The following is a 26515-nucleotide window of genomic DNA, read 5'->3' on the forward strand; positions in this document are numbered from 1 at the left end:
ACAAAAAATAAGCGAAAACCTGAAAATGTCCTGATGGGCTGGTATAGTGCGCGGCTTTCTGAACCCAGCCCGGAGAAACCCGCATTATGTTGTTGCTGCGCGAGTTTATGCAGACCTTTTCCCCCAATGTTAAAAACGACACCTTATCTGGCCTGACCGTTGCTCTGGCACTGGTACCGGAAGCGGTGGCTTTTGCTTTTGTGGCGGGAGTTCATCCGCTGACCGGTCTGTATGCAGCCTTTATGGTGGGCCTGATTACCGCATTAATCGGTGGCCGTCCGGGCATGATTTCCGGCGCAACCGGTGCTCTGGCGGTGGTGATGGTATCGCTGGTGGCGGAGGCCGAGCGTGATTTCGGTGCGGGTTCGGGGCCGCAGTATCTGTTTGCTGCTGTGGTGCTGATGGGCGTAATTCAGGTAACCGCCGGGGCGCTGAAACTGGGTAAATTTATCCGTATTGTGCCGTACCCGGTGATGCTGGGCTTTGTGAATGGTCTGGCGCTGGTGATTTTTCTGGCGCAGTTACCGCAGCTGCAATCCTTCACGCCGGAAGGGAAGTGGGGCTGGACCGACGGTGTATGGCTGCAGGGAACTGAGCTGTATCTGATGCTCGGACTGGTGCTGGCAACCATGTTTATTACCCATTATCTGCCGAAAATGACCAAAGCCGTCCCATCGGCTCTGGCCGGTATTCTGGTGGTCAGCCTCGCCGCCTGGGGTCTGCAGCTGGATACCAAAACCGTGGGCGATCTGGCCAGTATTGCCGGCGGATTACCTGAATTCGCAGTACCTGTGGTGCCGATGACCCTTGATACCCTGTGGTTTATCCTGCCGTATTCAGTGATTTTTGCGGCTATTGGCCTGATTGAATCCTTGCTGACCGTCACCGTGATCGACGAAATGACTAACACCCGTGGCCGTGGCAATAAAGAATGTGTGGCGCAGGGAACTGCCAACGTGGTTACCGGTTTCTTTGGTGGTATGGGTGGTTGCGCCATGATCGGTCAGAGCATGATTAACGTCAGCTCCGGTGGCCGCGGTCGTTTATCCGGTATTGCTGCGGCGTTGTTCCTGCTCAGCTTTATTCTGTTTGCCAGCCCGCTGATTGAACAGATTCCGATCGCGGCGTTAATCGGTGTGATGTTTATGGTGGTGATCGGCACCTTCGAGTGGTCGAGCTTCCGTATACTGCGCAAAGTACCTAAGCACGATGCCTTTGTTCTGATTCTGGTGTCTGCCGTAACCGTGGTGACTGATCTTGCTATTGCTGTGATCGTCGGTGTTATCGTCGCAGCGCTGGTCTTTGCCTGGGAGCACGCCAAGCACATCAGCGCCCGTACCCGCATTCAGGAAAACGGTGCCAAAGTGTATGAATTATTTGGCCCGTTATTTTTTGGTTCTGTGGCGAATTTCAAAGAATTATTTGAGCCGGAAAATGACCCGGACGTGGTGATTATTGAATTCCGTAATTCCCGTGTAGCCGACCACTCGGCGCTGGAAGCCATCGACAGTATTGCCGAGCGTTATCTGGCGCTGGGCAAAGAATTACATCTGCGCCATTTAAGTGAAGAGTGCCGCAGCATGCTGAAAAAAGCCGGTAATCTGTGTGATGTTAATGTGATTGAAGATCCGAATTACCGCGTTGCGGTGGATGAGCTGGCCTGATATCAGGCTGGTTTAAAACCATAAAAAAGCCCGCTGATGCGGGCTTTTTTATGTCTTTTATAAGGACGTCTATACAGGAATCTTTATATCTGCGTACTGTGCTCTTCCGTTACCTTCGGAATAACCAGCCGGAAAGCGGCGCCTTGTTCGCTGTCTTCAATCTGAATATCGCCTTTTAAGCGCTGATGCACGATGTTGTAGACCAGATGCATTCCCAGACCGGTGCCACCATGGCCACGTTTGGTGGTGTAGAAGGGTTCAAAGATTTTAGTTCTTGCTTCGGCATTAAGACCAATACCATCATCGCTGTAACGGATAACAATATTGCCACGCTCTTCGGCTGCCTGAATGCGGATATGGCCGTCTTTTTTATGCTCAAAGCCGTGCAGCAGCGAGTTCATAATTAAGTTAGTCAGCACCTGGCTGATAGAGCCGGCATAGGTCTGCATCCATAGCTGTTCGGAACAATCGATTTCCACCTGATGTTGATTCTGTTTGAATTTTGGCGACAGGGTTTCGAGAATTTCGTGCAGATAATCATGCAGTGAAAATTTACGGATATGTTCGCCGGTCTGATCTTCGGATACCTGCTTAAAGCTTTTAATCAGATGGGCGGCACGCTGCAGGTTTTTATCAAGAATGGTCAGGCTTTCATCCATCATGCCGGTAAATTCGACAAAATCCTGCTTACGCATTTCTCCCTGCTCAAAGGCGCTTTTCATCTTCAGATAATGATCTGCGATGTAGGAGTGAATGGTAATGCACAGGCCCAGCGGAGTATTAATTTCATGGGCAATACCGGCCACCATTCCCCCCAGAGATGACAGTTTTTCCGATTCAATCAGTTTGCTTTGCGTGGTGTGCAGCTCGGCCAGTGTCTGGTTCAGTTCGTCGACGGTGCATTGCAGGTTGTTGGTGCGTTCTTTAACCCGGTCTTCGAGTTCGAGGTTAATGGTTTTCAGTTGTTGCTGTGCCAGGGTTTTCTGCTGCAGCTCGTCGTTCATTTGTTCTGACAGAGCGTTGAAAGCACGGATCAGTACATCAATTTCATCGAGATTATTGCCGGAGCGGGTAGATAGTGGTTCAAAACTGTTGCTGTTCAGACGTTCATTAACTTCTTCTGCCATCAGGCTAATACGGCGATTAATCAGACTGTGGACAACAAACCCTAACAGACTGGCCAGCAGCATCAGACTGACCAGCTGCGCAACCATATTGGAAATAGCCGCACGGGAGGCCTGGGCAAATACTGCATCGCGGTCGAAGGCAATTTCGAGAAAACCGATATCTTTGCCATTAAAGGCAATCGGCATTTTTTCCACGTCTTTATGATGTGGCCGCCGGCCTTCTTCGATGTTCATATTCAGGTTGTCGGTCACCCGCACATAGCTGATGGCCTCAAGGTTCATGATGCCTTTTACCTGGCTGCGGATCTGAATTTCGTCATAAAACCACAGGCTGGAACCGAGGGATTCGGAGTAACCGGCACGGATATCTTCGAGTTTGCGCTGAAAGGCTTCAGTTTGTTGCTGGTAATTCCAGACAACAATGGCGGCAGAGACGCAGACGGACAGAGCGATGGAAGCGATAGCAAAGTAGAGGATGACCCGCCATAAAATAGAATGACGCCGGTTCTCGATGGTTTTTTTTCCCGGGCTTTCAGTACTGGTTTCCATGATCATTCCGAAATAAGACCTGAGTGTCTGGAGTGTCGCTGCGCTTCTGGAAGAGTAACGTCAGTTTAGCAGAAGGTTATACCGGCGACTGGGCTCATCAGGCAATAAAAAAGCCTGCGCAAGGCAGGCTTTTCCATTTCAGGTCGGCAGCCGGGCTAATGGTTCAGGCCCTGGCGCTGAAGGTTTTGCGGAAGGCCGCGAAGTACAGCAGTGGGATAATCACCAGCGTCAGCAGGGTAGAAACCAGAATGCCGAAGATCAGTGAGATCGCCAGACCGTTAAAGATCGGGTCGTCGAGAATAAAGAACGCGCCGATCATGGCGGCCACCGCGGTCAGTACAATCGGCCGTGAACGCACGGCGGCCGAGACGATAACCGCATCTTCAAAGCGCATACCTTCGGCGGTCTTCTGATTGATAAAATCGACCAGCAGAATGGAGTTACGCACGATAATACCGGCCAGCGCGATCATACCGATCATCGAGGTGGCGGTGAATTGTGCGCCAAACAGTGCATGGCCGGGCATTACGCCGATAATGGTCAGCGGAATCGGCGCCATAATAATCAGCGGCACCAGATATGAGCGGAACTGGCCGACAACCAGCAGATAAATCAGAATCATGCCGACGCCATAGGCGATGCCCATGTCGCGGAAGGTTTCATAGGTGATCTGCCATTCGCCATCCCATTTCATGCTGATGTCATCGGTCAGTGGCGGCTGCTGAATGTACATCTGCTGCCAGTTCATACCTGCGTCTGCCATGCCAAAGGCCATGCTGAACAGACCGTAGAGCGGGCTGTCGAGCTCACCGGCCATATCGGCGGTAACAAACACCACCGGCTGCAGGTTTTTGTGGTAGATGGTTTTTTCTGCGACACCTTTACGCACATGCACCAGATCAGACAGGGCAATAAAGCGGCCATCGGCGGCACGTACTTTCATCACCAGCAGCTGGTTGAGGTCGACTTTATCACCTTCGTTCAGCTCCAGCCGGATCGGCAGCGGGTATTTATTGTTGCCGGTATGCAGGTAGCTGACGTCTTCGCCACCTAAGGCGGTATTGATCGCCTGCACGATGCTGCTCTGGGCAACGCCGAGCATAGCCGCGCGCTGACGGTCGATTTCCAGCAGCCACTGCTCCTGATCGGCTTCCACCCAGTCGTCGGTATCAACGATGTCTGGTGTGTTTTCAAACAGGCTGCGCAGTTGTTTGGCCGCAGCGATCTGGCGCTCGTAATCCGGACCGTACACCTCCGCCACAATCGGTGCCATCACCGGCGGACCGGGTGGAACCTCAACAATTTTAACGTTGGCGTTCAGTGTTTTACCGATCGCCTGCAGCGGCTCGCGCACCGACAGGGCGATGTCGTGGCTCTGACGGTCGCGCTGGTGTTTATCGACCAGATTCACCTGAATATCGCCCTGATGCGGCAGAGCGCGCAGGTAATACTGGCGCACCAGACCGTTGAAATTAATCGGCGCGGCGGTACCGGCGTAAAGCTGGACGTCTTTGATTTCCGGCACGGTCATCAGCTCGTCGGACAGTTCTTCGAGTACGCGCAGGGTTTGTTCGACCGGCGTGCCTTCCGGCATATCGACGATGATCTGGAATTCAGACTTGTTATCAAACGGCAGCATTTTCAGCACCACCAGTTTGAATACCGGCAGGGCAACCGCCAGCATGATCAGCGCGGTTACACCGGCAAACAGCAGCAGACGTTTGCGTCCGGCGTCAGCCCCTTCGATAAAAGGCCGCATCAGGCGGTTAAAGCCGTCATACAGTTTGCCCTGCTTCGGATCGGCCTCATCGCAGCTGTGAGCATTGTCCGGGGTGTGACGATTGAGCAGTTTGTAAGACAGCCATGGGGTTACGACAAAAGCCACCACCAGAGAGATCAGCATACCGGTTGAAGCGTTGATCGGAATCGGGCTCATATAAGGGCCCATCAGGCCGGACACAAACGCCATCGGCATCAGCGCGGCGATGACGGTGAAGGTCGCCAGAATGGTCGGGCCACCGACTTCATCAACGGCTACCGGAATCACTTCCAGCAGTTTCTTGCCGCCCATATGCAGGTGACGGTGGATGTTTTCCACCACCACGATGGCGTCGTCGACCAGAATACCAATGGAGAAAATCAGCGCGAACAGCGATACGCGGTTGAGGGTAAAGCCCCACACCCAGCTGGCAAACAGGGTGATCGCCAGGGTAATGAAAATTGCACCGCCGACAATCACGGCCTCGCGCCAGCTCATGGTCGCCAGTACCAGCACCACCACGGCCGCAGTAGCAAACAGCAGTTTGGTGATCAGTTTGTCGGATTTATCTTTGGCGGTAATGCCGTAATCGCGGGTGACTTCGGCGCTGATATTAGCCGGAATCAGGCGGTTGTGCAGATCATCGAGGCGCTGTTCAATCGCCTGAGTGATATCAATGGCGTTCATGCCCGGCTGCTTGGCAATGGCTAGGGTAACGGCAGGGCGTGAGCTGTCCTGCCCGAGTTTACGGGTAAAGACTGCCTGCTCCGGGGTATCCGGTTGCTGCTGAATGGTGGCAACGTCGGCCAGATACACCAGACCGCTCTGGTCTTTGCCGACGATCAGCTGGCCCAGCTCGTCGCGGGTTTTCAGGAAACTGCCGGCCTGAATCTGGATCACCTGATTATTCTGCACCAGCGGCTGATGATAACCGCCGGCATTGGCACTGAGCAGGGCGTTGCGTACATCATCGAAGGCCAGACCATGGCCGTTCATACGCGCCGGGTCGAGCTCAACTTTCACCACATTGTTGTGGCCACCAATGGAGTAAATATCGCGGGTACCGGGAATGCGCTTGAGCTCGGTTTCCAGCGCATGGGCAACCTGGGTGAGCTGCGACGCCGTGACTTCGGCGGATTCTGACCAGAGGGTAATGCCCATAATAGGCACATCGTCGATGCCCATGGGTTTGATCACCGGTTGCATCACGCCCAGGTTCTGCGGGAACCAGTCATTATTGCTGTAGACCTGGTTGTACAGGTTGAGGATGGCTTCTTCGCGCGGAATACCGACTTCAAAGGCCACGGTCAGAATGGCCTGACCCGGCTGGCTGATGGAGAAAATATCGTCCACGCCTTTGATTTCAGACAGCACCTGTTCGGCCGGAATGGCGACCAGCTGCTCCACCTCACGTGCGCTGGCACCGGGGAAGCCGATAAACACGTTGGCGAAAGTAACGTCAATCTGGGGTTCTTCTTCTTTCGGCGTCACCATGATGGCGAAGAAGCCCAGCAGCAGGCCGAGCAGGGCCAGCAGCGGGGTGATGGCCGAGTTCTGGAAAGCCTGTGCGGTTTTTCCGGAAATTCCGAGCGCCATGATTATTCTCCCTGTGAACCGATTGCGGCCAGCTGGGCCAGTGCATCGCTGACGATTTCATCACCGGCGCTGAGACCGGACAGAATTTCTACCATGCCGTTATGACGGTTGCCGGCGCGAACCTGACGCAGTTCCGGCTGACCGTTATCCAGCACATAAACGGAGGTCAGCTCTGAGCGTTGCAGCAGGGCGCTGGCCGGAATCAGCAGGGCGTTACGCTCGCCGGTCTGTACGCGAATGATGCTCCACTGGCCGGGATAGAGTGCGCGACCGCTGGCATCCAGACTGTTGGCTGGCAGGTTGGCGCGCAGACGCACGCTGTGATGGGTGGCATCGGCGTAAGGGAACAGCACAACGCTGTCCGGGTTGATGCTGTGTTCGCCCACGCGCACCTGAATCTGGCTGGCATCCTGATACTGACCAGCGATACGTTGCGGAGCGTCGGCAACGGCACGCAGTTGTTCGAGTGACACGCCGGTCATCAGCGGTTGCCCCGGGCTGACCAGCTCGCCTACTTCCACATAACGGGTTTTAACCAGACCGGCGTAAGGTGCTTTTACCTGGGTATAGGCCAGCTGCTCTTCGGCTTGTTTCAGCGCTGCGGCGGCGGCTTTGACTGCGGCAGCAGCGCTTTTGGCGCGGGCATTACTGCTGTCGAACTCACCCTGTGACAGCGTGCCCTGCTTGAACAGACGGCTGTTGCGGGTCAGCAGTACCTGAGCGTCTTCGTTCTGGGCTTTGGCCTGAGCCAGGTTGGCGCGTGCCTGTTCCAGCTGAGCCTGTTGCTGGGTATCAACGATTTCCAGCAGCAGAGCACCTTGCTCTACGCGGTCGTTGACATCGTAGTGTACGGCTTTGATGGCACCGCTGGTCTGCGCCGAGATCGTGCTTTCGTGCACGGCTTCCAGTGTGGCTTCCAGATCAAAGTACACCGGCACGGTGGTGGCCTGCAGAATCTGGCTGTTGGTGGCGCTGGTCTGATCGGCGGCTTGCGTGGCTGCCGCGAATACAGGCAGGGCCAGCAGAGCCAGGCTCAGGCTGCGCAGCAGACGACGGGACGAAGGCTGTGTGGTCGGCATGAAAAATTCCTCTCTGAATTCAGCGTCAGATCAATCGGTATGGACTGGCGATTGGTTCGGGTTAATATCAATATTACTACATTAGAATATACTAATATAATAATTGCAACCGTCCGGATGACGCTTTAACTGTGCACAGTATAGGGAGTGTTCGCAGGTGCTGCGGATTGTCCGCTGATAATGCAGCGGGGTTATGACAAAGAAGGGAAAATACTACAGAAGTTGCCAGGGGGTCAGCCAGTTGTCGGGCAGAGCTGCCCAGTCGCCATGCTGTGGTAAACAGGTCAGCACTATATCCTGCGGGTCAGCGCCGCTGACTTCATCGCGGAAGCAGAGCATAAAGGCATGCAGATAGGTGCGGTCGGCGCTCTCGCCGCCATAGCGGTCGTCGCCGTCAATGGCGGCACCGAGACTCTTCAGGGCAACCCGTAGCTGGTGGGTGCGACCGGTCAGGGGCTTGAGCAGAAACAGCCGCTTCTGCTGTTGCTCATCGTAGTGGCTGAGAAAACGGGTAATGGCAGGGTTGTGGCTGCTGCGCTGTAACAGCCAGCTGCCATTACGGCCTTTGCTCATATCACCTTTAACCCAGCCCTGTTTCTTTTTCGGTTTTTGCGCGCTCTGCGCCAGATAGTATTTCTGGATTTTATGCTCAGCGAACAGGGCACTGAGGCGGGCAGCAGCGGTGGCGTTTTTCGCCAGCAGAATAATGCCGGAGGTAACTTTATCGAGACGGTGAACAGGCCATAACGGGCAGGCAAACTGCTGTTCGGCCAGCACCACCAGACCTGCTTTGCCGTCTTCACTGTGCATGCCAATGCCGGCAGGTTTGTGGATGACGAGCCAGTCTTCAGTCTGGTCAATAACAGAAAATGGCTGTGAGTCGGGTGGCGTAATGGCGGGAGGAAAGGTATCCGGCACTAGCGGTTTTCCTGCTCCATGATTTCCAGCAGACGACGAACCAGGGCTTCAAACAGTTGTGCCTGTTCGTTGTTGCTGTCGGCGCTGAGGCTGTACATCAGGCGTTCGATTTCGGCGCGTGACATATAGCGTACGGTAACCGGGGTGGTCATTTCTGAATTCCTTAAAAGCGATAACTGAGCAGCAGGTTGTGGGTCCAGACGTCACCTTTGCTGGCGCCGGCCTGAAGATTTTCGCTGTTGTAATCTTTGGGGTCACGCAGGGTGGCTGCGAGATCAAGGGTGATGGCATCAAACTGAGCGCCCACACCAAACTGCCAGCCCCAGCCGTTAAACACGCGGTAATGATCGCCGGCAGCACGCTGAACCAGCATTTTTTCATAGTGCCAGGCTGGCCCGGTGTAGATACGCAAGCCGGGTTCGGCCAGCCCCCAGCCCCACATCAGCTGGGTTTCGCCGCCCTGTAATTGGATGTCATCCTCACCATTAAGGCGGTAAAGAATAAAGCGCGAGGCGGCATGGTTGCTTTGTGGGAATTCGGCGAACAGGCTGAATCCCTGTTGCTCGCCGTTGGGCAGATAAGAAGGAGCATTACCTATATCGGCCTGAAAGAGCCCGGCGCCCACACGGAAATTGGTTAGTTCGCTGTTATCGGCGGCCAGTATCGTCGCTGAGCAAGAAGCAAGCGCTGAGATCAGCAGAGAAGCGCGCAGAGTGCTTTGCATCGGGTCGTCCTTAGTCATTTTCTGAGCTTATCAAACGTGTTGTTACGCTGCTGATAAGGCGGATATTCAGGCTGGCGCCAAGGCTATCCCAGCCTTTTGGGGATGGCAAGCCGGACGGCCTTCAGGCGCTCTGCAACGGTCTATACTGATACTCTTTATAATTAGAGAGTGTGTATGCTGATGCTGTTTTTACGCCCATTATTGCCGGTGTTATCTGCGAGTCTGTTTCTGGCGCTGATGGCTATTCCTGCGGCATGGGCTGGTAATGATCAGAACCTGCTGGCTTATCCGGTACAGGATGCCCGCGATAGCTTTCGCACGGGGCAATATGAATTTGTCGGAATTCAGCTGGCAGATGGCGTAGAATTGCCCGGTTTGAAAGATGCGGAAGCCGATAAGGTGCGGCGGGAGTATCGTATCCGGCCATTGAACAAACGTTGGGAAACTTTTGCCAATGTCGAAGATGACCCGGCAAAACTGGCGCGGCTGCGCCAATATGCTCTGCGCTTTAATCTGACTATGTGGCGTTTAATGCAGAAAAAAGAACTGCAGGACGCAACCCGCTACCGTTACTGAGGTGAATGGCCTCATATCATTGTGTTGTATGAGGTGTTTGTGGATTGCCGACTCGGTTGTGGTGCCTGTTGCATTGCCCCCTCTATCTCTTCTCCTATTCCCGGTATGCCCGGCGGTAAAGCCGCCGGTGAGCGCTGCGTGCAGCTGGATGAACGCAATCTGTGTCTGCTTTTTGGTGATCCGCGCCGGCCTGCGGTATGTGGCGATTTTAAAGCCGATGAGGAAGTGTGCGGTACGGACAATCAGACAGCGCTGGATAACCTGACTCTGCTGGAAGATTCAACGGCGATTATTGTCCGTTCGCACTGACTGTATTTGCACCCGTAAAAAGAAACAAAAAAGCAGCCATTGGCTGCTTTTTTGTTTCTGGCGTTGTTATTTTCTGGAGACATCTGCCCGGGTCAGAGGCGGAATTTCTTCACCAGAGTGCTGAGGTGGTTGGCCATATTCACCAGACGCTTGGCAATATCGGTGGTCTGCTCGGCGCTCTGTGAGGTGTTGAGGGAATGGCTGCTGATACTTTCAATACCCTGACTCACATTACGGCCTACTTCGACCTGCATATGCATACGTTTCAGCGTTTCGTCGTTCAGGCTGCTCATACGGTCAACGTGCTCGGTCATGCTGTGCAGGGCTTTGGCCGCCTCGTTTACCCGCTCCATGCCTTCTTCGGCAATGCTCTGCGCATTGTGCATGGAATCGACCGCATGACGTGCTTCTGATTGTAGTTGCTCGATCATACTTTCAATTTCCTGGGTCGACTCGTGTGTGCGCTGCGACAGGGTGCGTACCTCATCGGCGACCACGGCAAAGCCGCGGCCGGATTCCCCGGCCCGGGCAGCTTCGATGGCTGCGTTCAGCGCCAGCAGGTTGGTTTGCTCGGCAATGCCTTTAATAACACCCAGTACGCCGCCGACATTATTACTGCGCTGATCAAGCGATGCGATTACCTCTGCGGTTGATTGAATCGCGGTATTCATGTTGCTGATACTGGCCGATGCCTGATCGGTTTTAATCACGCCGTTACGGGCGACAACCTTGGCCTCGGCAGAGGCCTGGCTGCTTTGTTCCGCGTTGGCCATAACCAGCTGAATACTTTCATGCAGCTCTTCAATGGCATGCTGAATCTGTGTGGTTTCCGCTTTTTGTGACTGGGCGGCCTGTAGTGACTGGCTGGACGACACGTTGATATTTTTCGCCGCGTCCTCAAGTTCGCCGGAAGAACTGACCACCTGGCGTAGCGAGTCAGAGAAGCGCTCAATCATTTTATTGAGGGCCATTGCTGTGCGGCCGATTTCGTCAGCACTGTCGACTTTTACCAGTTGCGTCAGATCGGATTTGCGTTCCATCTGATCCAGTGTGCGGTGCATACGACGCACCGGAGAAATAATGACTTTGCGCAGCAGCAGGGAAAGAATAATCAATGCGGCAATAAACATGGCTGCCTGAATCAGTCCCATCTTGAGCATGTTGTTGAAAATATGGCCATCAAGCTCGTCCAGCGAGTAGCTGATACGGATGGCACCAAGGACATCACCTTCTTTGGCCTGATGGCAGCCGAGGCAATTGGTGCCGCGGTAATCCTCATAGGCCAGAACCGGGGTGAGAAAGGTCAGGGTGTGGCCGTCTTTGCTGTCGTTTTCAATAAGAATTTCCTCGCCGGCCAGTGCCCGCCGATCGAGTTCATCAAGGGGATACTCGTGATCAAGCCCCTTACCATACAGAGCATCAATTTTCGGGCTGCGCAGCATCCGCGCTTCGACAATATTGTTGTCGGACAGCAGCTTGGTGCGTACCAGTTCGCGGTTTGATATCGCGCCGGATATCATCAGCATATTCATGGTATCGAGATAGCCTGAAGCTTTATCCCGCAGTTGGGCATGAACCATATCTGAGCTCATTTTACGCTCAGCGGATACTGCAACACTGATAACAACAATGAGGACCAGCAAAAAGATACTGCCTAAAGCAAAGTAAACTTTATGCTGAATGGACTGGCTATTACCCTTCATGAAATTTCCTTAGTAGATGGCGGCATGACGGACGTTATATTCAAGCCTAGACCATTACTGGCAACTGACTAAATTATCGAGAGGAAGAAAAATAATGTACAAACTGGTGTTTTATGTGCCTGCGCCGGATCTTGAAAAGGTGAAGGACGCTGTCTTTTCTGCCGGTGCAGGAAAAATAGGTGAATATCAGGAATGCTGCTGGCAGGTTGCAGGCATCGGTCAGTTCCGCCCGTCAGCGGCGGCCAATCCTTTTATCGGGCAGGCCGGTCAGCTGGAGCAGGTCGAGGAATACCGTGTGGAAATGGTCTGTGCGGATGAGTTGATCGGCGCCGCCGTTCAGGCTCTGAAAGTGGCGCACCCATACGAAGAGCCAGCATACGATGTATGGCAGCTGGCGCCCTTATAAATCCGGTTGCTGCAATCCCTTCACTACAACCCCTTCGCCAGAGCCTGGGATATTTCGATATCAAATACGTGGGTTGCCTGCTGAGCTGACGGGTTGGCGAAATAGCGTTTTAACGTCTTGCTGACGGTAGGGAAGGCCAGCTCTTTCCAGGGGATGTCGTCTTCATGAAACAGTGCTACCTCCAGGCTTTCATCGCCCGCAGCAAATTCTGCTTTTTCCAGTTCGGCAAGAAAGAATATATGTACCTGATCAATATGCGGCACCGTGATCATGCTGAACAGGGATTGCAGCTGTACGACCGCGCGGGCTTCTTCCCAGGTTTCACGTAAAGCGGCCTGCTCGGTGCTTTCGCCGTTTTCCATAAAGCCCGCTGGCAGGGTCCAGAACCCCCGGCGTGGTTCGATGGCGCGGCGGCAGAGCAGTATCTGCCCTTTATGAACCGGCAGCGTACCGGCCACTATACGGGGGTTCTGGTAAAAAACGGCGTTGCAGGCGGGGCAGACAAAGCGTGGGCGGTTATCGCCGTCAGGGATGATAAAGGTAAGTTCACTGGCGCAATGGCTGCAGTATTTCATGGGATGTCCGGCCGCTGAATAAAAACTAGGGCCTGCTTAGTTAATGTTAACAGACCCTGGCTGAGTATAACTGACTCAGGAACTGGCCCGGAACGGAAAAGGGATAACATTGGCAACACCAGCGTTATTAGCTGTGTTGCGGCTGAGAAGTGCATCTGCGTTGCCGTCGTCACTGAAATTCAGACTCTCGACCATGCAGTGCAGACGCTCGTGCATCATACGTGACATGCGCAGGCAGGCCGATAATGGATTACTGGCACGCTGGCGTTCCATATCAATCTGAAATTGCAGGCCGCGCAGACGGCGGCGGAAATCTTCACCTGCGCTATTAATGGTCTGCTCGATCAGTTGCTGACGCAACGCTTCCAGAGCTTCCGGATTGTGATTGGCCAGTTGTTTCAGTTCATCAAAGGGCGGCAGTTGCACAACAGGCACTCCGTGCAGGTTTTTGTTTGCATTTCTCTGGTTTTAGTCTACCGAATTACAAGATGTGACAGAATCCTTTTGTCCGTCTGAAAAAGCCGGCTAAATGACTGAATTAATTAATAAAAATGGTCAGGACTGATCACTTTCTATGGCTTAAATCGTTTAAAAACAGAATGTTAAGTAAACGATCTGAGAGTGGTTGTGATGATCCTCCTGTGAGGATTCATACAATAGTCGGAGCTTTTAATGACTAAAAAATATAAAAAATCCCTTATTTGTTACGTAAGCCAGAGCAGTACTGGCTCGCTTTTCATCCAGACATTACAATGACGTTATGAATTCATCTCCGCTCTTCGACTATCTGCAGCTGCGTCTGCAGCAACATCAGCCACGAAAAGTGCAGCAACCCGATCTGGCTGAAGCTGGTGTTTTGGTTGCCCTCACCGACGAAGAGCAGCCGCAGGTGGTGTTAACCCGCCGGGCCGTGCATTTATCGACCCATCAGGGAGAAGTTGCTTTTCCTGGCGGCAAGCGTGACCCGGAAGATCAGAACATTATTATTACGGCACTGCGTGAAGCTGAAGAGGAAGTGGCACTGGCACGCAACCGTGTCAGGGTTCTGGGGGAGCTGGATCAGGTGGTGTCACGCTTCGGCTATCTGGTAACGCCGGTGTTAGGGCTTATTCCACCGGAAGAGCCGCTGATTGCCAATCCGGGTGAACTGGATGCGGTATTTAAAGTTCCGTTAAGTCATTTTCAGTTGCCGCCCAGCCGTTATTTTGAGCGCGGCCAGATCCGCATTCCCAGTTACGATTTCAATGGCTTCCACATCTGGGGGCTGACCGCCATGATGATTGCGGAGATGATGAATCATCTCTGGGATTGCGATATTCCGTACAAGGTATAGGAAGAACTCTATGTTTTATCAGCTGGGCGAGCGTCGCCCGACCCGTGGACAGGATGTCTTTGTTGCCGATGGCGCCAGAGTGATCGGCAGTGTTGTTCTGGGCGACAACAGCAGCATCTGGTTTGGTGTGGTTATCCGCGGTGATAACGATCTGATCACCATTGGTGAGCACTCCAATGTGCAGGATAACGCGGTGCTGCATACCGACTCAGGTATCCCGCTGACTCTGGGTAAGGGCGTGACTGTGGGTCATAACGCCATGCTGCACGGCTGTACGGTTGGCGATTATTCGCTGATCGGTATTAATGCGGTGGTGCTGAACGGCGCGAAAATCGGCAAGCACTGCATTATTGGTGCGAATGCGCTTGTGCCGGAAAACATGGAAATTCCCGATGGTTCACTGGTCGTAGGGTCGCCTGCGGTGATTAAGCGCCAGCTGAACGAGATGCAATGCAAAATGCTGGAAGGCAGTGCCGCGCACTACGTGCACAATGCCAAACGCTACCGCGAACAACTGCAGGAGATTGAACTGTGACGACTCCGGTCCGCTCCCCGTGCGTGAGTATCTGTGCGCTGGATGAAAATGATGTCTGTGTCGGCTGTTACCGCAGCGGCGAAGAAATCAGCCGCTGGGGACGCTACAGTGATGACGAGCGCCGGGCTGTACTGCAAAAAGTGGCAGCGCGCGAGCAGGATGCGATGAATTTTACCCCCGTAAAGGCCGACTGACCGGCCACTTCTTTTCTTTCTGATGGACAACACCATGACAACACTGGGAACCCCTTTTTCTCCGACAGCCACCCGGGTGCTGCTGTGCGGTGCCGGCGAGCTGGGCAAAGAAGTTGTAATTGAACTGCAGCGTCTGGGCTGTGAAGTGATTGCCGCTGACCGCTATGCGAATGCACCGGCGATGCAGGTGGCTGATCGCAGCCATGTGGTGAATATGCTCGATGGCGCAGCGCTGCGTGCGGTCATTGAACAGGAAAAACCGCATCTGGTGGTGCCTGAAATCGAAGCCATTGCTACCGCAACCCTGGCCGAGCTGGAGCAGGAGGGCGTGCGCATTATCCCGACCGCCCGCGCCACCCAGCTGACCATGAACCGCGAAGGCATCCGTCGTCTGGCGGCGGAAACGCTCAAGGTTCCGACCTCAAGTTATCAGTTTGCCGATAACGAAGAGGATTTCCTGAAAGCGGCAGAAGCCATTGGTTTGCCGTGTCTGGTGAAGCCGATCATGAGTTCCTCCGGCAAAGGACAGAGCTTTGTGCGTGAGCAAAGTGAGCTGGCCCGCGCCTGGGCTTATGCGCAGGAAGGCGGCCGCGCCGGTAAGGGCAAAGTGATTGTTGAAGGTTTTGTCGACTTTGATTTTGAAATCACGCTGCTGACCATTCGCCATAAAGACAGCAACGGCAATACGGTGACCAGTTTCTGTGAGCCTATTGGCCATCGCCAGGAAGACGGTGATTATCAGGAATCCTGGCAGCCGCAGGCGATGACGGAAGCCGCGCTGGCGAAAGCGCAGCATATTGCCAAGGTGGTAACCGATGATCTGGGTGGTCTGGGACTGTTTGGCGTTGAGCTGTTCGTCAAAGGCGATGAGGTGATTTTCAGTGAGGTATCACCACGCCCGCACGATACCGGGTTGGTTACTCTGATTTCACAGGATTTATCCGAATTTGCCCTGCATGCGCGGGCGATTTTGGGGCTGCCGATTCCGAATATTCAGCAGCATGGGCCATCGGCATCCTCGGTGCTGCTGGTGGCGGGTGAGTCCACCACCATGCAGTACTCCGGTCTGGATAAGGCGCTGGCTGAAATTCATACCCAGCTGCGTTTATTCGGTAAACCTGAGGTATCCGGTAAGCGCCGTTTAGGTGTGGCGCTGGCCCGTGATGAAAGTATTCAGGCGGCGAAAGACAAGGCTAATCGGGTGATTGCTGCCATACAGGTGACTCTGTAAAAGGCATTTCCGGGGTAATAATCTGCAGCATATTGCAGTTACGCCCGGAAGCTTTGGCCTCGTAGAGAGCGGCGTCTGCCGCTCTTAACCATTCTTCTTTTGACATATTTTCCAGCCACGGGCCGGATTCCCGGATCCATGCAATACCAAAACTGATGGTCAGTTGTTTGCTGACTAATGAGTGTTCATGGCGGATATTCAATTCGCGGATGCTCTCGCGGATTCTGTGGCGTACCGCATCCAGATTGTTGGCATCATCAATATATAAAATCAGCGCAAACTCTTCGCCGCCAAAGCGCGAGGTAATTTCATCGGTACGTTTGGCACAGCCTTTTAACGCCTGGGCAACGCGGTGCAGCGCATCATCACCCACCTGATGACCATAGTGGTCGTTAAAGCGTTTGAAATAATCAATATCCACCAGAATTAAGGCAGCGGACTGTTTATGTCGTTTCAGGCGTTTCCAGGTGGATTCCAATGCGTCATCGAAGGCACGGCGATTGGGAATGTTGGTCAGCCGATCTGTATTGGACAGCTGTTCAAGACGCGCCTGTTGCTGGCGGGCGGTATATACCAGCTGGTTGTAGGTATCGCGCAGCTGGCGCAACTCACGGATGCGGAGTGGTGTGGTGAACAGTACCGGACGCAGCATGCCGTCTTTATTATTTAACTCCAGCAAATCGGTTGCTTTACGGATTGGAGTAATCAGTAAATGAATCAGAAGAATAAAAATAATGCCCGGAATCAGCGCAATCAGCAGAAAGGCTGTGATGACATTGGAACTGAGGAATTGCGGCAGTTCCTGCTGATGATGAATGCGGAAACAGTACACCGGCTGTTGCTCCGGTGACATCAGGCAGCGGTCATGAAATGTCTGTGCGTCCTCGGGGCTGGTGAGCAGGTCGACAGCATTCTGCGGTATGTCTGTTCGCATCAGCGGGATGCGGGTAATCCGTTTCCAGACAGACAGTATGTCATCATCAAGCAACTGGAAAAAAATAAGCCAGCCTTGCCTTGGCCCTGAGTTATCGGAGTGCATTACCGGGCTGATGGCTAACAGATACGGTGATTCATCAATGCTCTGAAACAGCGTTGTTGGCTGGTCATTCAGATGTTCAACGCCACCCTGTTGCAACCAGTAAAGCAGACGCATGCTGTTGCTGGTTACAAGCGATGACTCACTGTTGTATTCAAGATTAAAGACAGGCTTACGCTGATTATTGAGCAGCAGGGCACCGGACAGCTTCAGTGATTCGAAGGTGGTGTCAGTAAAATTAGTGGCGATGTATTCTCTATAAGGTTCCTGAACGTAATGCCAGGTATCGTCCCAGTTGGCATAGTCGGAGACAAAGGTTGCCAGGGTTTCTTTCTTCAGTTCCAGCACACTGTTGAGGCTGAACATTTCGTTCTTCTGCGTTTCCAGTGCCGTGTTCAGTTCGGCCGGATAAAACCACAGCCAGCGCACCAACAGTAACCCGGCGAATAGCAGGGCAATAAAAATGATCGAAAGAAAAAGAAACAGCTGACGGATAGAAAACATAAGGTCTCTGTCTGGTTGTCCGGCCGGGTGCAGTGGCATGGACAGTCTCATTTAGGTCTGTTACGAACCCTCAGTGCGGTTGACCGACTATGCAGACGGTTTCGTCACTGACTTTAAAAGCATAGCCGAAGCGGCGCGATAAAATGCGTAACCTGCGGTTTTTTCAGGCCGTTTTCTGATCTGTATCCGGCTATGGGATGACAATTTGCGGAAAACGGCTGAAAACACCACTTGACCTGTGAGTTACTCAAAGGTTTAAGCTGCGTTAATACTGAAGTATGTTCGGGCAGGAGAAGACTATGCGGGTACTGGAACTCGCCAGACGCGAGCAGGTAAATGCCAATACCATCCGCCATTATGTGCGGATTGGATTGCTGAAACCTGGCAAAGACGACAGTGGTTATCATCACTTCACCGCGGCGGAGCACAAACGTTTGCGGTTTATTCTGCAGGCGCGGGATCTGGGCTTCACTCTGGAAGATATCCAGACCATGCTGCAGGCGGCAGAACAGGGGGAGTCGCCTTGTCCTACGGTACGTCAGCTGATCGAACCCCGGTTGTCAGAGGCCAGGGCCCGTCTGGCGGCAATGCAGGCACTGGTAGAACGGATGGAACGGGCGGTTGAGCAGTGGGCCGGGCAACCTGATTGTGTCCCCTGTGGAGAACATATTTGTCATTTGATAGAAGGTGCCGATGTGCACCTGAGTGAACGTTGTGGAAGTCGGGGAGAGTCTCAGCATGACTGATACGGAACGAAAGAGCTGCTGCGGCAGTGAGAAAGAATCAAAGCAAGCTGAGCAGGGCTCATGCTGCGCTACTGAAACGAAAGAAACTGAAACGAAAGCAACTGAGAGTTCGTGTTGCGGCAGTGCGAAAACATCGGCAGAGCCAGCGTCATGTTGTACCCCGCAAGTAAAAAACGCGGAAGTAAAAAACACTGAAGTAAATAGCAACGAAAGCTCATGCTGCGGCAGTGCGAAAACATCAGCAGCGGCAAAGCCGGCCTCATGTTGTGCGGCTGAAGCGAAAGTCGCTGAGAGTTCGTGTTGTGGCAGCACGTCCGCAGTGGCAGCTTCCTGCGGTACCGAAAGCGGTGAGTCAGGCGGTTGCTGTCCGCCGGCAGAAAAAGGCCGCATCGACTGGATCTTATGGGGCTGCGGCAGTTTTGTGGTGCTGGGCTATATCGGTTTTTTATTGTTGGGTCATCAGCCTGACAGCAGTCTGCCCTGGCTGGGCGTGATGCTGCATACCTCGTATGAAATGGTTAATGCCATGTGGTGGGGGATTCTGACTGCCTCGTTCTTTGTCGGCTTGCTGGGGCGTATTCCGCGTGAGCTGGTGATGTCGGTTTTGGGGAGGGGCGGCAGTAAACGGGGATTATTCCGCGCGACGCTGGCCGGCTTGCTGCTCGACCTGTGTAACCACGGCATTTTAATGGTGGCGATGAAGCTGTATGAACGTGGCGCCAGTATCGGTCAGGTGATGGCTTTCCTGATTGCCAGTCCATGGAATTCTTTAACGCTGACGTTAATTCTGATTGGACTGATAGGCCTTAAATGGACGTTGTTATTTATTGCCGCCTCTCTGCTGATTGCCTGGATCAGCGGCTGGATTTTTGATCGACTGGTTGAGCGCGGTACCTTGCCGGCCAATCCGAATCAGGGCGAATTTCAGCAGGTTCCCTTTCTGCCAACGCTGAAAAATACCTGGAAAGACAATGACTGGTCAGTACCGTCGCTGTTAAAGATGTTCTGGCAGGGCTTTAAAGAATCCAAAATGGTGTTGCGCTGGGTATTCTTTGGTGTGGTGTTAATTGCACTGGTGCGTGCCTTTGTGCCGGAAGACAGCTTCGGCATCTGGTTTGGTGCCAGCTTTACCGGACTGTTAATGACGCTGCTGGCCACGACCATTATTGAAGTCTGCTCCGAAGGCTCCAGTCCGATTGCCGCCGATTTATTTAACCGCGCGGCGGCGCCGGGCAATGCCTTTACCTTCCTGATGGCCGGAGCCGCTACCGATTACACTGAAATCATGGCGCTGCAAAACACCACCAGAAGCTGGAAAATCGCGCTGTTTTTACCGCTGATTACCGTGCCGCAGGTACTGCTGATTGGCTGGCTGATGAATACCGCTGGCGTGTAATTATTCTGCAGTAAATAAAAAAACGCCGCGCTGACCTGGTTAGTGCGGCGTTTTTTATGCCTTGCTGATGGTGCTTACAGTTTGCTGAAATCCAGAATCATCAACCGTCCTTCAAAACGGTTCGGCTCAAGGGCAAACCAATGCTCGTAGGTAAAGGCAGCAGGCCAGAGTTTTTCGCAACGATTGGTTAACTCATCGAAGGTTGAACGCCCCGGATCGGCCAGAATAATCTGTTTAACGCCGGCTTTTTTTGCGCGTTTAAACAGGCGCAGTAAATCGCTGACCATTTCATCCCAGAAACAGATATCGGCACCGATAATACAATCGAATTTCGCCAGATTCTGACCTTTCATATCGTTAAAGGATGCGTGTAACGGACGCACTTTGGCATCGTTTGCGGCAGCCACCATATCCAGATACGGAAATACGCTGTCATCGACATCCAGACCGGTCACTTTGGCCTGTTGCTGGCTGGCACAATAGACCGCCGCCGGCCCCCAGCCACAGCCAAGCTCCAGTACCCGGGTGTTTTTCGCCAGCGGGTTGCTGCTCAGCCAGTCCATCAAAAGAAAACTGGACGACCAGGTTTTATGGCCGTGGACGCTTGGCTTAGCCACTTTTTTCAGTTTGCGGACCAGAGGGTGTTTCGCGGTAAAAAGGTAAATGCCATAGGCATACTGCATATGATCTTCGGCGAAGATTTCGAGGCGGGGCATGATAGAAAGCGCTTTGACAGACTATGTTGAGCGCCAGTCTACTGGGTTTTTTATCAGCCGCAACAGAATTGAGCTATTGCTACCAATGCTTCTTTGTATAATTCTGTACAGTAATTTGTATAGGTTTTCAGGAGGATTTATGAATTTACCGACTTTTCGCTCCGTTGCGGCCGATCGTGGACTGTTTCCCGCCGCTCTGCTGCTGGCAGCCAGTGCTCTGTTAACAGGCTGTGCCGGCGTGCAGGTCGATGAGTACGCCGGGCGTGCTCCGGCGCTTGATCCGCGTACCTTTTTTGACGGCACTATCTGTGCCGACGGGGTGGTGCGTGACCGCTCCGGTAAACAGATCCGCCAGTTTAATGCCCGTATTCTTGCCAGCTGGGAAGATCAGGGCAACGGTTCTGAAACCGGCACTCTTGATGAAGTTTTTTACTTTTATGATGAACCCGGTGCGGCCGCCGTTGAGGAAAACCGCGTCTGGACGCTGACTGCCAACGGCACCGACGGATATCACGCCAGCGCCACGGATGTGCCGCAGCCGACCACCATGAAGCATGCCGGTAACAGCATTCAGATGGCCTACACCCTGCGTTATGGCAAGCCCGGCGATACTATCGACCTGGATATGGATGACTGGATGTTTCAGGTCGCCGACGGTGTGGTGATAAACGAAACCCGCATGAGCAAATGGGGGATTCATGTCGGCCAGGTGCTGCTGGTGATGCGCAAAGTGCCGGACGGTTATCAGTGTTTGAGCGCGCGTGGCTGATAGCACTGATGAGTTTATCTATTAAATAAATTCAACTTTGTATTAGAAATCATCGTTTTATCTCATGATTGAATTTGGCCAGAATGTGAAAATCATTCAATCATTGAGATATTACGATGACACTTTTTCATACTCTTGGCTTTCCGCGCGTCGGTCAGCAACGTGAACTCAAATGGGCGCTGGAATCGTTCTGGGCCGGTAACAGCACACAGCAGGAACTGCTGGATGTGGCACATACCCAGCGTCTGGCCAACTGGCAACGTCAGCTGCAGGCGGGCGCCGATTTTATTACCGCTGGTGACTTTGCCCTTTACGACCATGTGCTCAATACCAGCTATCTGTTTGGCCACCTGCCTGAGCGTGCGCGCCATAGCGACGATGCGCTGAACCAGCTGTTTCTGGCGGCCCGTGGCCGTACCCCTTGTGGCTGTACCAGCCATGCCAGCGAAATGACCAAATGGTTCGATACCAACTATCACTATCTGGTGCCTGAATGCCGGGCAGAGGATGAATTCCGCCTGCAACCGGAATTACTGCTGGAAGAAATCCGTGCCGCGCGGGCGGTGTATCCGAAAGTAAAAGCGGTGGTACTGGGGCCTCTGAGTTATCTGTATCTGGGCAAAAGTCTGGACAACAGCAATCGCCTGAACCTGCTGCCTAAATTACTGCCGCTGTATTCCGAATTATTTGCCCTGTTAAAAGCCGAAGGCATCGACTGGCTGCAACTGGATGAGCCGATTTTAGCCCTCGATTTACCGTCGGACTGGGCGCAGGCGTTTGAACCGGCATATCACACCCTGCGTAATAATGGCCTGAATCTGCTGCTGACCACCTATTTTAATGGTCTGGAAGACAACCTCAGCCTGGCGCTGAATCTGCCGGTGCAGGGTGTGCATCTGGATCTGGTCAGTGCACCGGAACAGCTGACACCGGCGCTTGATCGCATCGGGCCTTATAAAGTGTTGTCGGTCGGCGTTATTGATGGGCGCAATATCTGGCGTTCCGATTTAAATGCGATTCGTGAATCTTTGCTGGAAGCCAAGCAGCAACTGGGTGAGCGTTTATGGCTGGGCACTTCCTGTTCATTGCTGCATGTACCCTATGACGCCGCCGTTGAACATCAGCTGCCGGATGGTGTTGGCCAGTGGCTGGCGTTTGCTCAGCAAAAACTGGAAGAGGGCGTATTGCTGCGCAATGCGTTAAATAACAGCGACGTGCTCAGTTCTGCCGCCTGGCAGGCGCAGGTCGATGCCATTCAGGCGCGCCGTACCTCAACCGCGGTGCATAAAGCCGCAGTAAAACAACGGGCCGCCGATGCCGCAGCGTTCGACTGGCAGCGCGATTTACCTTTTAACGAGCGCGCGGCATTACAGCAGGAATTACTGCAATTACCGCTGTTCCCGACCACCACTATTGGTTCTTTTCCGCAGACCAGTGGTATCCGCCAGTTACGTCGTCGTTTTAAACAGGGCGAGCTGACGCTGGCAGAATATGAAGATGGTTTAAAAGCCGAAATCGTCCACGCCATCCGGGTGCAGGAACAGATTGGTCTGGATGTGCTGGTACATGGCGAAGCCGAGCGCAACGACATGGTGGAATATTTCGGCGAACAGCTGGAGGGCATTGCAGTATCGGCCAACGGCTGGGTGCAGAGTTATGGCTCGCGTTGCGTTAAACCGCCGATTATTTATGGCGATATTGAACGTCCGCTGCCAATGACCGTGCGCTGGAGCGAATTTGCCCAGAGCCAGACCGATAAGCGCATGAAAGGCATGCTCACCGGTCCGGTCACTATTTTAAAATGGGCGTTTGTGCGGGATGACCAGCCCTGGTCAGCCACGGCTTATCAGCTGGCGGCGGTATTACGTGACGAAGTGCAGGATCTGGAGCGTGCCGGTATCCGTATTATTCAGGTGGATGAACCGGCGCTGCGTGAGGGCCTGCCGTTGCGTAAAGCGGCGCATAAACAATACCTGCAATGGGCGGTTAACAGTTTCCGTTTCAGTGTGACCGGTGTGGCTGCAGCCACCCAGATTCATACCCATATGTGCTATGCCGACTTTGACGATATTTTGCCGGCGATTCAGGGCATGGACGCTGACGTCATTACGCTGGAAACCGCGCGCTCGGCCAGTAAATTACTCGCAACCCTTAAAAGCTCGCCGTACAACAATGGCATTGGCCCGGGGGTTTACGATATTCACAGTCCGAATATTCCGGCCACTGACGCGATGCTGACTATTCTGCGTGACTCGCTCGATGTTGTTGCTGCGGAAAATCTCTGGGTGAATCCGGATTGCGGCCTGAAAACCCGCCGCTGGGAAGAAGTGATTCCGGCGCTGGAAGCCATGGTGGCTGTTGCGCGGACATTGCGTCTTGAGGTGATTGAGAGTGACTGTAAGCAGCAGGAAGAACAGGCTGCGGAACAACCGCTGGTATAAATAACGGTTAAATACAGGCAGGGCCGCAGAAGAATATTCTGCGGCTTTGCCGAATATTCAGCAGCGCTTACGCTGCTGTTCTTTTAAGGCCAGTTTTTCCTGGCGGCGCTTTTCAATAACGGAGGCCAGATCATTACCGAGGTGCTCTTCGCCACGCTGTTTGGCTAATTGCATCTGCAGTTCACGCTGACGGAAACGTTCGCGCTGAGCGTCGTCGAATTCGTCATGGCAGTGGTGGCAACTGACACCGGGTACATAATGCTCGTGTTCTTTATCGGCTTCGGTAATTGGCCGGCGACAGGCGTGACACTGGTCGTAGTCGCCTTTTTCCAGCTGATGATTCACCGTGACGCGGTTGTCGAACACAAAGCATTCGCCTTCCCACAGGGATTCTTCCTGCGGAATTTCTTCCAGATATTTCAGGATACCGCCTTCGAGGTGATACACCTCTTCAAAACCCTGCTCTTTTAAATAAGCGGTGGATTTTTCACAGCGGATGCCGCCGGTGCAGAACATCGCAACCTTTTTGTTTTTTGCCGGGTCGAGATTTTCTTTCACGTATTGCGGAAATTCGCGGAAGGTTTTGGTGCGTGGATCGAGGGCGCCCTTAAAGGTACCGATTTCCACTTCGTAGTCGTTACGGGTATCGACCAGCACCACGTCGGGATCAGAAATCAGGGCATTCCAGTCGGCTGGTTTTACGTAAGTGCCCACCACGCGTTTCGGGTCGATGCCTTCCACACCCAGGGTTACGATTTCTTTTTTCAGTTTTACCTTAGTGCGGTAAAACGGCATGTCATCGTCGTAGGATTCTTTATGATCGATGTCTTTCAGGCGTTCATCACGGCGCAGGTAATCGAGCAGGGCGTCGATGCCTTCACGCGAGCCGGCCACGGTACCATTAATGCCTTCGGCGGCCAGTAACAGGGTGCCTTTTACATCCAGACGCAGCATTTCATCCAGCAGTGGCTGGCGCAGGTCTTCGAAGTTATCCAGGGTAACGAATTTATACATCGCACAAACGACGTAAGGGCTTGTAGCAGGAGTGTTCATATTGTCCTCGGCTGGCCGGAACGTAAATCCGGTGCAGGGGTGAAAAGTACGGTCAAATATCAAAGCCTGTTGCCGTGAGTGGCAATAAGCGGGCGGCATTATACCGGAATCGTACGGCCTGCCCAGTACGGCGGGCTTTGCCCTGGCTGTCTGATGGTGCGTTGCTGTCAGACCGTCATTGGGTGCCATTAAGCCTGCTATTAAGGCAGGCTTAGGAATATTGGTTGAAATTAATCGCAGCCAATAGCGGCCATCGCGTTGGCACGCTAAGTTCGGCAAGAGTTTTTCGTACCGGCAAAGGAGTGACCTGTGCGATTGATTAGCCTGCGATATTACCGTTCGGCCTGTCTTGGCTGCCTGTTTGTACTGCTGAGTGTCAGTGTTCTTGCGACCACTGTCAGTTCTTCTGTTGCCGGACATGAGGACGCCGTAACTATTGAATTGTCCTGGCAGGGCAGTACTGCTTCCGAGTTGTGGCTGATGGCACCTTCCGGTGAAATCATCCGCCCAACGCATCCCTTTGGCGAAACCCTTCCTGTCTGGCTGGAACAGACTGATGCCGGTGAGCACTCCGCGGTACGTCAGCGGTTGCATATCGACCATCAGCTGGCGCCGGGTGATTACCGTATTGCGTTGCAGCTTGTTGCCGAAGCGGCAGCAGAGGCTGTTGATGCTGCTGGTGTCCGTTTTCAGCTGACGATGCGCCAGTACGGCCGGGTTATACGCCAGATGAACGGGCGGTTGCGCAACAATTCTGAAAGGCAGAATTCATCAGAGGTTATCTGGCGTCTGAATACGGCCGAGCACTGGAACAGTAACCTGCCGCTGGCACTCCTGCGCGAGCAGTTTCAGGGCGTCTGGCAGCTACAGAGTGCTGAACAGACCCGGGTTTATATCCGGCTTCAGGGCCAGAGCATGGAGCTTCAGGTTTATGAAGACGGCGAATGTCAGTGGCTGGCGTTGCAGGATGCCGTTACCTTGCCGGGAGGTTTGCGCTGGCAGCAGGAGCAGTTGTGGCTGCACAGCGCGTTTTTCAGTGATCTGTTGTATGGGGCAGTGGGGGAGGATGAATTCTTACCCATGCAGCAGGCTTCCTGGCCGGAAGGTGAGTGTGAGGGGATGTCGTTTTAAACAATACTGCAGCATTAATGACCACTGTGTTTCAACTTTAAACGCCTTTCCGGGGCAAGCCCCTGGCCCCCTGCAAGGAGAGGTATCTCCTTACGATCCTCTCTTTTCGGCGCGTCCGGCTTCATCCAGCCAACTGCAATGATTATGCGGCACGCAAAACAATTCACCCCGGAACGACGTTTTAAAATACCAATAATTTGTATCGTTCCGGGGCAGGGTTTTGCTCTGAAGGCCGCAGAATCATCTGGTTGTCTGGCGCCGCACGATCGCCGGTTTAGGCAATCCGCTCAGCCGTATTTCAAAGAAAACTGTGTTTGAAGCATGAAATTTCAGATCATCTGTTTGCTCTGAAAAGCAGCAGTGCGGTGATGGTTTTCTGCGCCTCTGGGGCCGCTGCAGAAACCGCAGATATGTCTGGTCTGTCCGCAGGGATGCGGACAAGCGG

Annotated in this window: 25 protein-coding genes; 13 read left to right on the forward strand and 12 right to left on the reverse strand. The window is 53.4% G+C overall.

Translation table 11 applies throughout. The features are described 5' to 3' along the window. The first annotated feature begins 86 nt into the window (after nucleotides 1-86). Nucleotides 87-1664 carry a SulP family inorganic anion transporter gene (locus HUF18_RS08560; RefSeq protein ID WP_225691874.1) on the forward strand — a complete coding sequence of 526 codons (1578 nt, stop codon included), beginning with the start codon at nucleotides 87-89 and terminating at the stop codon, nucleotides 1662-1664. 83 nt (nucleotides 1665-1747) lie between these two features. Here the strand turns inward: HUF18_RS08560 and HUF18_RS08565 are convergent, their stop codons facing one another. From HUF18_RS08565 to HUF18_RS08590, 6 genes are all read right to left on the reverse strand, one after another. Continuing rightward, nucleotides 1748-3340: a sensor histidine kinase gene (locus tag HUF18_RS08565; RefSeq protein ID WP_225691875.1), complete on the reverse strand. Its 1593-nt coding sequence runs from the start codon at nucleotides 3338-3340 to the stop codon at nucleotides 1748-1750. Nucleotides 3341-3503: 163 nt separating this feature from the next. After that, nucleotides 3504-6695 (reverse strand): efflux RND transporter permease subunit, encoded by a 3192-nt coding sequence (locus HUF18_RS08570; RefSeq protein ID WP_225691876.1) that lies wholly within the window; start codon nucleotides 6693-6695, stop codon nucleotides 3504-3506. A gap of 2 nt (nucleotides 6696-6697) precedes the next feature. Continuing rightward, nucleotides 6698-7774, reverse strand: coding sequence for an efflux RND transporter periplasmic adaptor subunit (locus HUF18_RS08575; protein WP_225691877.1), 1077 nt, complete (start codon nucleotides 7772-7774; stop codon nucleotides 6698-6700). A gap of 213 nt (nucleotides 7775-7987) precedes the next feature. Continuing rightward, nucleotides 7988-8692, reverse strand: a complete 705-nt coding sequence (locus HUF18_RS08580; protein ID WP_225691878.1) for a TIGR01621 family pseudouridine synthase — start codon at nucleotides 8690-8692, stop codon at nucleotides 7988-7990. Continuing rightward, nucleotides 8692-8844, reverse strand: coding sequence for a cell developmental protein SirA (locus tag HUF18_RS08585; RefSeq protein WP_145469021.1), 153 nt, complete (start codon nucleotides 8842-8844; stop codon nucleotides 8692-8694). The genes HUF18_RS08580 and HUF18_RS08585 overlap by 1 nt, the downstream gene beginning before the upstream one ends. A gap of 11 nt (nucleotides 8845-8855) precedes the next feature. Further along, nucleotides 8856-9416, reverse strand: coding sequence for a hypothetical protein (locus HUF18_RS08590; RefSeq protein ID WP_225691879.1), 561 nt, complete (start codon nucleotides 9414-9416; stop codon nucleotides 8856-8858). A gap of 174 nt (nucleotides 9417-9590) precedes the next feature. Here HUF18_RS08590 and HUF18_RS08595 point away from each other — a divergent pair, with 174 nt between their 5' ends. Then, a complete protein-coding gene (locus HUF18_RS08595; protein WP_225691880.1) occupies nucleotides 9591-9992 on the forward strand; it encodes a hypothetical protein in 402 nt (133 codons plus the stop codon). A gap of 39 nt (nucleotides 9993-10031) precedes the next feature. Beyond that, on the forward strand, nucleotides 10032-10301 hold the full coding sequence (locus HUF18_RS08600; protein ID WP_225691881.1) for a YkgJ family cysteine cluster protein: 270 nt from the start codon (nucleotides 10032-10034) through the stop codon (nucleotides 10299-10301). A gap of 92 nt (nucleotides 10302-10393) precedes the next feature. Here HUF18_RS08600 and HUF18_RS08605 read toward each other — a convergent pair whose 3' ends face one another. Then, a complete protein-coding gene (locus HUF18_RS08605; protein ID WP_225691882.1) occupies nucleotides 10394-12004 on the reverse strand; it encodes a methyl-accepting chemotaxis protein in 1611 nt (536 codons plus the stop codon). 94 nt (nucleotides 12005-12098) lie between these two features. Between HUF18_RS08605 and HUF18_RS08610 the strand changes: the two genes are divergently transcribed. Beyond that, nucleotides 12099-12410: a Nif3-like dinuclear metal center hexameric protein gene (locus tag HUF18_RS08610; protein WP_145469017.1), complete on the forward strand. Its 312-nt coding sequence runs from the start codon at nucleotides 12099-12101 to the stop codon at nucleotides 12408-12410. 23 nt (nucleotides 12411-12433) lie between these two features. On the opposite strand, the gene HUF18_RS08615 is transcribed toward HUF18_RS08610, so the two are convergent. Together HUF18_RS08615 and HUF18_RS08620 are read right to left on the reverse strand one after the other, a co-directional pair. After that, a complete protein-coding gene (locus HUF18_RS08615) occupies nucleotides 12434-12985 on the reverse strand; it encodes an NUDIX hydrolase (protein ID WP_225691883.1) in 552 nt (183 codons plus the stop codon). A gap of 75 nt (nucleotides 12986-13060) precedes the next feature. Continuing rightward, a complete protein-coding gene (locus tag HUF18_RS08620) occupies nucleotides 13061-13411 on the reverse strand; it encodes a DUF3135 domain-containing protein (RefSeq protein ID WP_186435900.1) in 351 nt (116 codons plus the stop codon). 334 nt (nucleotides 13412-13745) lie between these two features. On the opposite strand from HUF18_RS08620, the gene HUF18_RS08625 reads away from it, so the two are divergent. From HUF18_RS08625 to purT, 4 genes are read left to right on the forward strand one after another with little or no spacing between them, the layout of a single operon-like run. Further along, nucleotides 13746-14318: a CoA pyrophosphatase gene (locus HUF18_RS08625; RefSeq protein WP_145469014.1), complete on the forward strand. Its 573-nt coding sequence runs from the start codon at nucleotides 13746-13748 to the stop codon at nucleotides 14316-14318. 10 nt (nucleotides 14319-14328) lie between these two features. Then, entirely contained in the window at nucleotides 14329-14853 is a 525-nt protein-coding gene (locus tag HUF18_RS08630) for a gamma carbonic anhydrase family protein (RefSeq protein ID WP_225691884.1), read from the forward strand. Beyond that, on the forward strand, nucleotides 14850-15047 hold the full coding sequence (locus HUF18_RS08635) for a DUF1289 domain-containing protein (protein ID WP_145469012.1): 198 nt from the start codon (nucleotides 14850-14852) through the stop codon (nucleotides 15045-15047). Before HUF18_RS08630 ends, HUF18_RS08635 begins: the two co-directional genes overlap by 4 nt. 34 nt (nucleotides 15048-15081) lie before the next feature. Further along, a complete protein-coding gene (gene purT, locus HUF18_RS08640; protein ID WP_225691885.1) occupies nucleotides 15082-16278 on the forward strand; it encodes a formate-dependent phosphoribosylglycinamide formyltransferase in 1197 nt (398 codons plus the stop codon). Here purT and HUF18_RS08645 read toward each other — a convergent pair. Next, the gene (locus HUF18_RS08645; RefSeq protein ID WP_225691886.1) at nucleotides 16241-17857 is read right to left on the reverse strand and encodes a diguanylate cyclase domain-containing protein; all 1617 of its coding nucleotides are present in this window, start codon (nucleotides 17855-17857) and stop codon (nucleotides 16241-16243) included. The genes purT and HUF18_RS08645 overlap by 38 nt on opposite strands. A 260-nt stretch (nucleotides 17858-18117) precedes the next feature. Between HUF18_RS08645 and HUF18_RS08650 the strand changes: the two genes are divergently transcribed. After that, complete coding sequence (locus HUF18_RS08650; protein ID WP_225691887.1) at nucleotides 18118-18564, forward strand: MerR family transcriptional regulator; 447 nt, start codon at nucleotides 18118-18120, stop codon at nucleotides 18562-18564. A gap of 319 nt (nucleotides 18565-18883) precedes the next feature. Then, complete coding sequence (locus HUF18_RS08655) at nucleotides 18884-19960, forward strand: permease (RefSeq protein ID WP_225691888.1); 1077 nt, start codon at nucleotides 18884-18886, stop codon at nucleotides 19958-19960. Between the two features lie 74 nt (nucleotides 19961-20034). On the opposite strand, the gene HUF18_RS08660 is transcribed toward HUF18_RS08655, so the two are convergent. Then, nucleotides 20035-20676, reverse strand: a complete 642-nt coding sequence (locus HUF18_RS08660; protein ID WP_225691889.1) for a class I SAM-dependent methyltransferase — start codon at nucleotides 20674-20676, stop codon at nucleotides 20035-20037. 139 nt (nucleotides 20677-20815) lie between these two features. Between HUF18_RS08660 and HUF18_RS08665 the strand changes: the two genes are divergently transcribed. Both HUF18_RS08665 and metE read left to right on the forward strand, forming a co-directional pair. Continuing rightward, the gene (locus tag HUF18_RS08665) at nucleotides 20816-21445 is read left to right on the forward strand and encodes a DUF3833 family protein (RefSeq protein WP_225691890.1); all 630 of its coding nucleotides are present in this window, start codon (nucleotides 20816-20818) and stop codon (nucleotides 21443-21445) included. A gap of 116 nt (nucleotides 21446-21561) precedes the next feature. Further along, the gene (gene metE, locus HUF18_RS08670) at nucleotides 21562-23886 is read left to right on the forward strand and encodes a 5-methyltetrahydropteroyltriglutamate--homocysteine S-methyltransferase (RefSeq protein WP_225691891.1); all 2325 of its coding nucleotides are present in this window, start codon (nucleotides 21562-21564) and stop codon (nucleotides 23884-23886) included. A 57-nt stretch (nucleotides 23887-23943) separates the two neighbouring features. On the opposite strand, the gene trhO is transcribed toward metE, so the two are convergent. Further along, nucleotides 23944-24939: an oxygen-dependent tRNA uridine(34) hydroxylase TrhO gene (gene trhO / locus HUF18_RS08675; protein WP_225691892.1), complete on the reverse strand. Its 996-nt coding sequence runs from the start codon at nucleotides 24937-24939 to the stop codon at nucleotides 23944-23946. A 309-nt stretch (nucleotides 24940-25248) separates the two neighbouring features. On the opposite strand from trhO, the gene HUF18_RS08680 reads away from it, so the two are divergent. Further along, entirely contained in the window at nucleotides 25249-26070 is an 822-nt protein-coding gene (locus HUF18_RS08680; RefSeq protein ID WP_225691893.1) for a hypothetical protein, read from the forward strand. Nucleotides 26071-26515: the final 445 nt, after the last annotated feature.

It is taken from the genome of Thalassolituus sp. ST750PaO-4 (assembly GCF_020320405.1).
GTDB classification, from domain to species: Bacteria; Pseudomonadota; Gammaproteobacteria; order Pseudomonadales; family Oceanobacteraceae; genus Venatoribacter; species Venatoribacter alkanivorans.

Bases quoted from the DNA above. Each gene is read 5' to 3' on its own strand.
- HUF18_RS08560 (WP_225691874.1), top strand. From the start codon at position 87: ATGTTGTTGCTGCGCGAGTTTATGCAGACCTTTTCCCCCAATGTTAAA.
- HUF18_RS08590 (WP_225691879.1), bottom strand. From the start codon at position 9,416: ATGCAAAGCACTCTGCGCGCTTCTCTGCTGATCTCAGCGCTTGCTTCT.
- HUF18_RS08660 (WP_225691889.1), bottom strand. From the start codon at position 20,676: ATGCCCCGCCTCGAAATCTTCGCCGAAGATCATATGCAGTATGCCTAT.
- trhO (WP_225691892.1), bottom strand. From the start codon at position 24,939: ATGAACACTCCTGCTACAAGCCCTTACGTCGTTTGTGCGATGTATAAA.
- purT (WP_225691885.1), top strand. From the start codon at position 15,082: ATGACAACACTGGGAACCCCTTTTTCTCCGACAGCCACCCGGGTGCTG.
- HUF18_RS08570 (WP_225691876.1), bottom strand. From the start codon at position 6,695: ATGGCGCTCGGAATTTCCGGAAAAACCGCACAGGCTTTCCAGAACTCG.
- HUF18_RS08610 (WP_145469017.1), top strand. From the start codon at position 12,099: ATGTACAAACTGGTGTTTTATGTGCCTGCGCCGGATCTTGAAAAGGTG.
- HUF18_RS08595 (WP_225691880.1), top strand. From the start codon at position 9,591: ATGCTGATGCTGTTTTTACGCCCATTATTGCCGGTGTTATCTGCGAGT.
- HUF18_RS08605 (WP_225691882.1), bottom strand. From the start codon at position 12,004: ATGAAGGGTAATAGCCAGTCCATTCAGCATAAAGTTTACTTTGCTTTA.
- HUF18_RS08585 (WP_145469021.1), bottom strand. From the start codon at position 8,844: ATGACCACCCCGGTTACCGTACGCTATATGTCACGCGCCGAAATCGAA.
- metE (WP_225691891.1), top strand. From the start codon at position 21,562: ATGACACTTTTTCATACTCTTGGCTTTCCGCGCGTCGGTCAGCAACGT.
- HUF18_RS08630 (WP_225691884.1), top strand. From the start codon at position 14,329: ATGTTTTATCAGCTGGGCGAGCGTCGCCCGACCCGTGGACAGGATGTC.
- HUF18_RS08575 (WP_225691877.1), bottom strand. From the start codon at position 7,774: ATGCCGACCACACAGCCTTCGTCCCGTCGTCTGCTGCGCAGCCTGAGC.
- HUF18_RS08665 (WP_225691890.1), top strand. From the start codon at position 20,816: ATGAATTTACCGACTTTTCGCTCCGTTGCGGCCGATCGTGGACTGTTT.
- HUF18_RS08650 (WP_225691887.1), top strand. From the start codon at position 18,118: ATGCGGGTACTGGAACTCGCCAGACGCGAGCAGGTAAATGCCAATACC.
- HUF18_RS08645 (WP_225691886.1), bottom strand. From the start codon at position 17,857: ATGCCACTGCACCCGGCCGGACAACCAGACAGAGACCTTATGTTTTCT.
- HUF18_RS08565 (WP_225691875.1), bottom strand. From the start codon at position 3,340: ATGGAAACCAGTACTGAAAGCCCGGGAAAAAAAACCATCGAGAACCGG.
- HUF18_RS08615 (WP_225691883.1), bottom strand. From the start codon at position 12,985: ATGAAATACTGCAGCCATTGCGCCAGTGAACTTACCTTTATCATCCCT.
- HUF18_RS08625 (WP_145469014.1), top strand. From the start codon at position 13,746: ATGAATTCATCTCCGCTCTTCGACTATCTGCAGCTGCGTCTGCAGCAA.